The sequence below is a fragment of the Streptomyces sp. NPDC002130 genome, assembly GCF_040296465.1.
Classification (GTDB): Bacteria; Actinomycetota; Actinomycetes; order Streptomycetales; family Streptomycetaceae; genus Streptomyces.
In genome coordinates this window covers 1-7,172 of record NZ_JBEOXI010000340.1, presented here as the reverse complement: position 1 = coordinate 7,172, position 7,172 = coordinate 1, and the positions used below count along the sequence as shown (strand labels likewise).

The 7,172-nt window shown below is 68.5% G+C and carries 5 protein-coding genes and 1 pseudogene; 1 reads left to right on the top strand and 5 read right to left on the bottom strand.

Annotated elements, in window-relative coordinates; genetic code table 11:
- Window positions 1-82: 82 nt before the first annotated feature.
- Window positions 83-763, bottom strand: a pseudogene (locus tag ABT116_RS37535) (DUF4429 domain-containing protein); the annotation flags it as partial.
- Between the two features lie 94 nt (window positions 764-857).
- Here ABT116_RS37535 and ABT116_RS37530 point away from each other — a divergent pair.
- A complete protein-coding gene (locus ABT116_RS37530) occupies window positions 858-2,450 on the top strand; it encodes a beta-N-acetylhexosaminidase (RefSeq protein WP_351643632.1) in 1,593 nt (530 codons plus the stop codon).
- A 124-nt stretch (window positions 2,451-2,574) separates the two neighbouring features.
- On the opposite strand, the gene ABT116_RS37525 is transcribed toward ABT116_RS37530, so the two are convergent.
- From ABT116_RS37525 to desA, 4 genes are all read right to left on the bottom strand, one after another.
- Window positions 2,575-4,344, bottom strand: coding sequence for an IucA/IucC family protein (locus tag ABT116_RS37525; protein ID WP_351643627.1), 1,770 nt, complete (start codon window positions 4,342-4,344; stop codon window positions 2,575-2,577).
- Window positions 4,341-4,892, bottom strand: a complete 552-nt coding sequence (locus ABT116_RS37520) for a GNAT family N-acetyltransferase (RefSeq protein ID WP_351643621.1) — start codon at window positions 4,890-4,892, stop codon at window positions 4,341-4,343. Before ABT116_RS37520 ends, ABT116_RS37525 begins: the two co-directional genes overlap by 4 nt.
- The gene (locus tag ABT116_RS37515) at window positions 4,889-6,166 is read right to left on the bottom strand and encodes a lysine N(6)-hydroxylase/L-ornithine N(5)-oxygenase family protein (protein ID WP_351643617.1); all 1,278 of its coding nucleotides are present in this window, start codon (window positions 6,164-6,166) and stop codon (window positions 4,889-4,891) included. The genes ABT116_RS37520 and ABT116_RS37515 overlap by 4 nt, the downstream gene beginning before the upstream one ends.
- Window positions 6,150-7,172 (bottom strand): lysine decarboxylase DesA (gene desA, locus ABT116_RS37510; protein ID WP_351643613.1); only part of this gene is annotated, 1,023 nt, incomplete at its 5' end. The genes desA and ABT116_RS37515, both read right to left, overlap by 17 nt.

Below are 7,172 nucleotides of genomic sequence, written 5' to 3'. Positions count from 1 at the left end.
CCGGACCCGTAAAAGTGTCCGCACCGAGCGGCTGTATTCACGAAATCCTCCGTTTCTCACGAGGCGGGATTCCCGCATATCCCGCCCTGCGGGAGGCCGCGACCAGCGCCATCAGCGGGTCCTTCTTGAAGCCCCACAGCTCCACGGCGTTGGGGTCGTACTTGGGCGGGGTCTTGGTGGGCGCGTGCCGCACGGTGAAGCGCAGGTGCCCGTTCTCCAGGCCGGCCGCCGGGTGCCACTCCACGCCCGTGATGTCGGTGAGAGCGAGCGTACGGGCGCCGGCGGCGGCCTTGGCGTCCTCCGTCTTCCAGTTCCACTCCAGGCGTATGCGCTCGCCGTCGAAACCGGCGGTGCCGTCCCCGGCGGAGACCGACAGTGGGACGGAGGGACCAGGCAGCAGATACGCGTCGACCGGCCCGGCGGGGACCTGGTCGAGGAGCAGGGCGCTGCGGACCTCGTCCACGAAGTACTCGGCGACGCCGTAGCGGTCGGACTCCACGATCAACTGGTACGGGTCGTGGGGCTCGGTGAGCCGGCCGCCGGTGGCGTGCAGCAGGGGGTCGGCGCCGTCCCGCAGCCGGAGTCTGAGCCGCCCCGACTTCTTGCCCTGCTCCAAGGAGATGCCGGCCAACGCCCCTAACGGGACGACCAGTTCACCCAATTCCCTGCGTAGCACACTGACGTTCTTGTCCCGTCCGGGAGTCAGCCGCAGCGCGTCCCCGTCGAAGGCCCACGTGCCGTCCTTCTGGATGATTTCCGCCATGAGGTGGATTGTTCCACCCGACTCACGAGAGAGTGGTCCAGACCTCTTGGAGCTCAACGGCTCGTGAAGGGACACTCTTGTGAGAGATGGCCGTGTGAGACAGCACCACAGAACGCTCCGCCTTCTCGGATCCCTGCTGCTGGTCGCGATGGCCGCTTCGGTGACCGGGGCCGCCCCCGCGCCGCCGGCATCGCCCACCCCGCTCGACCGGGTGGTCCCGGCGCCCGCCTCGGTCGCCCCGGGCGGATCCCCGTACCGCCTCACCCGCGGCACCCATATACGCGTCGACGGCTCCCGCGAGACCCGCGGCGTCGCCGAGTACCTCGCGAGGATCCTGCGCCCCTCCACCGGCTACCGCCTCCCCGTCACCGACCAGGGCGCCGGGGGCATCCGACTGCGCCTCGCCGAGGGCCCCTTCGGAGCCGAGGGCTACCGGCTCGACAGCGGCCGGGGCGGTGTCACCATCACCGCCGCCCGGCCCGCCGGGCTCTTCCACGGCGTGCAGACCCTGCGCCAGCTGCTCCCCGCGGCCGTCGAGCAGGACTCCGTGCAGCCAGGCCCGTGGCTGGTCGCGGGCGGCACGATCACGGACACCCCGCGCTACGGCTGGCGCGGCGCCATGCTCGACGTCTCCCGGCACTTCTTCACCGTCGAGCAGGTCAAGCGCTACATCGACCAGCTCGCCCTCTACAAGATCAACAAACTGCATCTGCACCTCAGCGACGACCAGGGCTGGCGCATCGCGATCGACTCCTGGCCGCGCCTTGCGACCCACGGCGGTTCGACGGAGGTCGGCGGCGGTCCCGGCGGCTTCTACACCAAGGCCGACTACAAGGAGATCGTGCGGTACGCCGCCTCCCGCCACCTGGAGGTCGTCCCCGAGATCGACATGCCCGGCCACACGAATGCGGCGCTGGCTTCGTACGCCGACCTGAACTGCGACGGCGTTGCGCCCCCGCTGTACACCGGCACGGAGGTCGGCTTCAGCTCGCTGTGCGTCGGCAAGGAGATCACGTACGACTTCGTGGACGACGTGATACGGGAGATCGCCGCGCTCACGCCGGGCAGGTACCTCCATATCGGGGGCGACGAGGCGCACTCCACCAGCCATGAGGACTACGTGACGTTCATGGACCGGGTGCAGCCGATCGTCCAGAAGTACGGCAAGACGGTCGTCGGCTGGCACCAGCTGACCGGGGCGGACCCGGTGAAGGGGGCTCTCGCGCAGTACTGGGGGCTGGACGGCACCGGTGCGGAGGAGAAGGCGCGGGTGGTGAAGGCCGCGCAGAGCGGGACCGGGCTGATCCTGTCGCCGGCTGACCGGGTGTACCTCGACATGAAGTACACGAAGGAGACGCCGCTGGGGCTGTCGTGGGCGGGGTATGTCGAGGTGAAGCGGTCGTACGACTGGGATCCCGGGGCGTATCTGCCGGGGGTGCCGGGTGGTGCGGTGCGGGGTGTCGAGGCGCCGATGTGGTCGGAGACGTTGGAGAACTCCGGGCACATCGAGTTCATGGCGTTTCCGCGGTTGCCGGGGGTCGCCGAGCTGGGGTGGTCTTCGGCGGCTTCTCATGACTGGGAGCGGTACAAGGTTCGGCTTGCTGCGCAGGCTGAGCGGTGGGATGCGCTGGGGATCGGCTATTACAGGTCGCCGCAGGTGCCGTGGCCTGCGGCCGGCGGTCGGTGATTCGGCTGCGGGTGCGTGGGGGCTGGTCGCGCAGTTCCCCGCGCCCCTGAAGGGGCGCCCCCTGAAAGCAAGATGACGGGCACCCCGGAGGACCGTACTCCGGGGTGCCCGTCCGTCTGTGGGGTCAGAGGTCCGCTATCGGGTTCTTCAGGTTGCCCACCAGCTGGAGGGCGCCCGACGGGTCGGACAGGTCCACCATCTGTTCGTTGTTGCGGAGTTGGAGGCGGTTGAGGCAGGAGAGGGCGAACTCGGGGGCGAACATGTCGTACTGCTTGAACTTGTCGGCGAGTTCGGGCATCGACTCCTGGTAGGCGCGGGTGACGTCCGCGACCGTCTGCCAGAAGTCGGTCTCCTCCAGGACGCCCTCGGTGGCGAGGTTCGCCGCGAGGAAGCGGAAGAAGCAGTCGAAGACGTCCGTGAAGATCGACAGGAGTTTCTTGTCCTCCGGGACCTCCACACGGAGCCGCTCCACCGTCGGCGGCAGCACCGCGTCCGGGTCCATGACCGCGATCTCCTCGGCGATGTCCTTGTAGATCGCGCGCTGCACGACCCCGTCCTTCAGCACCAGGATGACGTTCTCGCCGTGCGGCATGAACACCAGGTCGTAGGCGTAGAAGCTGTGCAGGAGGGGTGTGAAGTAGGCCTGGAGGTAGCGGCGCAGCCACTCCTTCGGGGCGAGGCCCGACTGCTCGATCAGTGCGCCCGCCACCGAGGCACCCTGGTCGTCGACGTGAACCAGGGACGCCATCGTGGCCAGGGACTCGCCCTCTCGGAGCGACGGCACCGGGCTCTCCCGCCACAGTGCGGCGAGCATCTTGCGGTAGGGCGAGTAGCGGTCCGTCGCCTGCTCGTACTCCAGGTGCCGGTAGCCGACCGCCGCGCGCTCCCGGATGATCGACAGGCCGGTTGACCTGAGCACCGGGTCGCCCTCGATGAGCTGGGCCAGCCAGTCGTTGATCGCCGGGGTCGCCTCCATGTAGGCCGCCGACAGGCCGCGCATGAAGCCCATGTTGATGACCGACAGGGCGGTTTTGACGTAGTGCTTCTCGGGGCTGGTCCGGTTGAAGAAGGTCCGGATGGACTGCTGGGCCAGGTACTCGTCGTCGCCCTCGCCCAGGCACACCAGGTGCTGACGGGCCACCTCGGCGGCGAAGGTGACACTGAGCTTGTTCCACCACTGCCAGGGGTGGACCGGGATGAGGAGGTAATCGGCCGGGTCCAGGTCCTGGTCGCGCAGGACGCCGTGGAAGCGGTCGACGGTCTCCGCGCCCAGCTCCTCGCGCAGGAACGACTCGTACTCGATGCCGACGCCGGCCGTGAACGCGGCGCGGGACCGGTGCGCGGCCAGCCACACCAGGCGGACGGGGCTCGCCGTCTCCGGCGCGTAGGACAGGTACTCGTGGATGCCGAAGCCGAGCCTGCCGTTGTTGGCGACGAAGCAGGGGTGGCCCTCGGTCATGCCGGTCTCGATGGCCTGGAAGTCGCCCCGGGCCAGTTCGGCCGCCGTGGTCTTCGGCTTGGTGAGCTTGTAGCAGGTGCCGGAGAGGGTGGAGGAGATCTCCTCCAGGTACACCGGCAGGATGTCGTCGCTCAGGCCGAGGGACTTCTGCAGTTCGATGAAGAAGTCCAGCGCGGCGAGGGGGACCTCGGTGCCGTCCCGGTGGCGGGTGATCGACTCGGCGTCCACCTGCCAGTGGTCCAGGGCGCGGCGGGTCGCGGAGAAGCGGTAGCTCGTCAGGCCGTCATCGCTGCGGACGACGTACTGCTCCCCGTCCTGCTCGGGGGTGATCAGCCGCTCGTGCGCGAACTCGGCGAGCGCTTTGCGGATCAGGAGGCGGTTGGCCCGCGCCCAGCGGTGGGGGGACAGATGCGCTACGGCGTCGGACAGGGTCATACGGCTACTCCTCGGGCGGCCAGGAACTGTGCACGCGTGCAGAAGCTCAGCAGCGCGCGCTTCTCCGGCTTGTCGATCTCGCGCTCGGCCACGAAGCCGACGGCCTCGTTGAGCGCGTGGACTGCCTTGTTGCTCACGTCGGGCTCCACCACGACCCGGCGGGTGCGCGGGTCGGCGAACAGCTCGTCCATCACGGTGGTGATGACGGCCTTGGTGAAGCCGTGGATCGGCCGGTCGGTCGGCGCGACCAGGAAGTGCATGCCGACGTCGCCGGGCTCCGGGTCGTACAGGCCTACCAGCTCGACGTACCGCGGGTCGTACTTCTCCATCAGGAACGCCGGCCGGCCCTCGTGCAGACCGAGGTAGGCGTCGTGGTGCTCGTGCGCCGCGATCCGCATGTACTCGCGCTCGACGTCCTGGAGCTTCGCGTCCTGCATCATCCAGTAGGCCGCCTTGGGGTGGGTGACCCAGGAGTGCAGCAGCCCGGCGTCCTTCAGGGGGTCGAGGGGGCGGACGGTGAGCGTTCCGATACCGGTGGCGGCGCTCATACGGCGAACTCCTGGAACGCGATCGTCTTCTCCACCGGGTAGTACTCGCTGCCGAGCAGCTCGCGGATGATGTACGCGTTCCGGTACGGGCCCATGCCGAGGTCGGGGCTGGTGATGCTGTGCGTGTGGACCCCGGCGTTCTGCAGGAAGATCCCCCGGCCGGTGACGTCGATCGCGTAGTTGCGGGCGACGTCGAAGTTGCCCTGCGAGTCGTAGACCAGGCGGTCCTTGACGGGGGCCAGGAACTCCGGCTCGGCGTACTTGTAGCCGGTGGCCAGGACCAGGCCCTGCGAGTCCAGCTCGAAGTCCTTGCCCTGCTCCTCCTGACGGAAGCCGAGGGTGTAGGTGCCGTTCTCGTAACGCGCGCTGTTCAGCGAGGAGTTGGTGATGAGCCGGGTGGGGACCGGGCCGCCGAGGTTCTTCTGGTAGAGCAGGTCGAAGATCTCGTTGATGAGGTCGCCGTCGATGCCCTTGAACAGACCCTTCTGCTCGGCCGTGAGGCGGTAGCGGGTCGCCTCGGGCAGCTCGCGGAAGTAGTCGACGTACTCGGGAGACGTCATCTCCAGCGTGAGCTTGGTGTACTCCAGCGGGAAGAAGCGCGGTGAGCGGGTGACCCAGTTCAGCCGGTAGCCGTGGACGTCGATCTCGCTGAGCAGGTCGTAGTAGATCTCGGCGGCCGACTGGCCGGAGCCGACCAGGGTGATCGAGTCCTTCTTCTGGAGCTCCGCCTTGTTGTCCAGGTAGCGGGAGTTGTGCAGGAAGTCCCCGCCCAGGCCCTGGCAGGCCTCGGGTATGTAGGGCGGGGTGCCGGTGCCGAGGACCAGGTGACGGGCCCGGTAGGTGTCACCGCCGGTGGTCGTCACGACGTAGAGCTCGTCCTCGTACGTCACCTCGGCGACCGTCGTGCCGAAGCGGATGCTGCTCAGTTTGTTCGCGGCCCAGCGGCAGTAGTCGTCGTACTCGACGCGCAGCGGGTAGAAGTTCTCGCGGATGTAGAACGAGTAGAGCCGGCCCTTCTCCTTCAGGTAGTTCAGGAAGGAGTACGGGGACGTCGGGTCGGCGAGGGTGACCAGGTCCGACATGAACGGCGTCTGGAGGTGGGCGCCGTCGAGGAACATCCCCGCGTGCCACTCGAAGTCGGGCTTGGACTCCAGGAAGACGCCGTCGAGCTCGTCGATCGGCTCGGTCAGGCAGGCCAGGCCGAGGTTGAAGGGGCCGAGCCCGATCCCCACGAAGTCATGGATTCCGGTCGGGTTTTCAGGACGCGCGGTCAAGGGACTCTCCCAGGTACTGCTCGGCGTGGCCGGCGATCAGGTCGAGGACGGCGGCGATGTCGGACGCCTGCGTCTCGGGGTTGAGCAGGGTGAACTTCAGGTAGTGGCGGCCGCCGACCTTGGTGCCCGCGACGATGGCGTCACCGGAGGCGAACAGGGCCTTGCGGGCGTAGAGGTTGGCGCGGTCGATCTCGGCGGGGTCGGTGACGGCCGCCGGGATGTAGCGGAAGACCAGCGTCGACAGGCTCGGCTCGACGACGACGTCGAAACGCGGGTCGGCGGCGATCAGCTTCCAGCCCTCCCGGGCCAGGTCGCACACCTCGTCGAAGAGCTGCCCGATGCCGTCCGCGCCCATGGTCCGCAGGGTCATCCACAGCTTCAGGGCGTCGAAGCGGCGCGTGGTCTGCAGGGACTTGTCGACCTGGTTGGGGATGCGCTCCTCCACCATGCGGCGCGGGTTGAGGTACTCGGCGTGGTAGGTGGCGTGGCGGAGCGTGGCCGCGTCCCGCACGAGCACGGCCGAGGAACTCACCGGCTGGAAGAAGGACTTGTGGTAGTCGACGGTGACCGAGTCGGCGCGCTCGATGCCGCTGATGCGGTCGCGGTGCTTCAGGGAGGCGAGGAGGCCGCAGCCGTACGCGGCGTCGACGTGCATCCAGGTGCCGAACTGCTCGCACAGCTCCGCGATCTCGGGCAGCGGGTCGATGGAACCGAAGTCGGTGGTGCCGGCGGTGGCGACGACGGCCATGGGGACGAGGCCGTCCTGCTTGCAGCGCTCCAGCTCACGGGCGAGCGCGACGGTCTGCATGCGCTTGTCGTGGTCGACGGGTACGGAGACCACGGCGTCCTGGCCGAGGCCGAGCAGCTTCGCGGACTTCTTCACGCTGAAGTGGCTGACCTCGGAGGCGAAGATGCGCAGTTCGGCGAGGTCGTTGCTCTTGGCTTCCTCGCGGGCCAGCAGCAGGGCCTGGAGGTTGGACTGGGTGCCGCCGGAGGTGAACACGCC

Coding starts and splice junctions, on each gene's coding strand:
- ABT116_RS37525 (WP_351643627.1), bottom strand. CDS start 4,344: ATGACCCTGTCCGACGCCGTAGCGCATCTGTCCCCCCACCGCTGGGCG.
- ABT116_RS37520 (WP_351643621.1), bottom strand. CDS start 4,892: ATGAGCGCCGCCACCGGTATCGGAACGCTCACCGTCCGCCCCCTCGAC.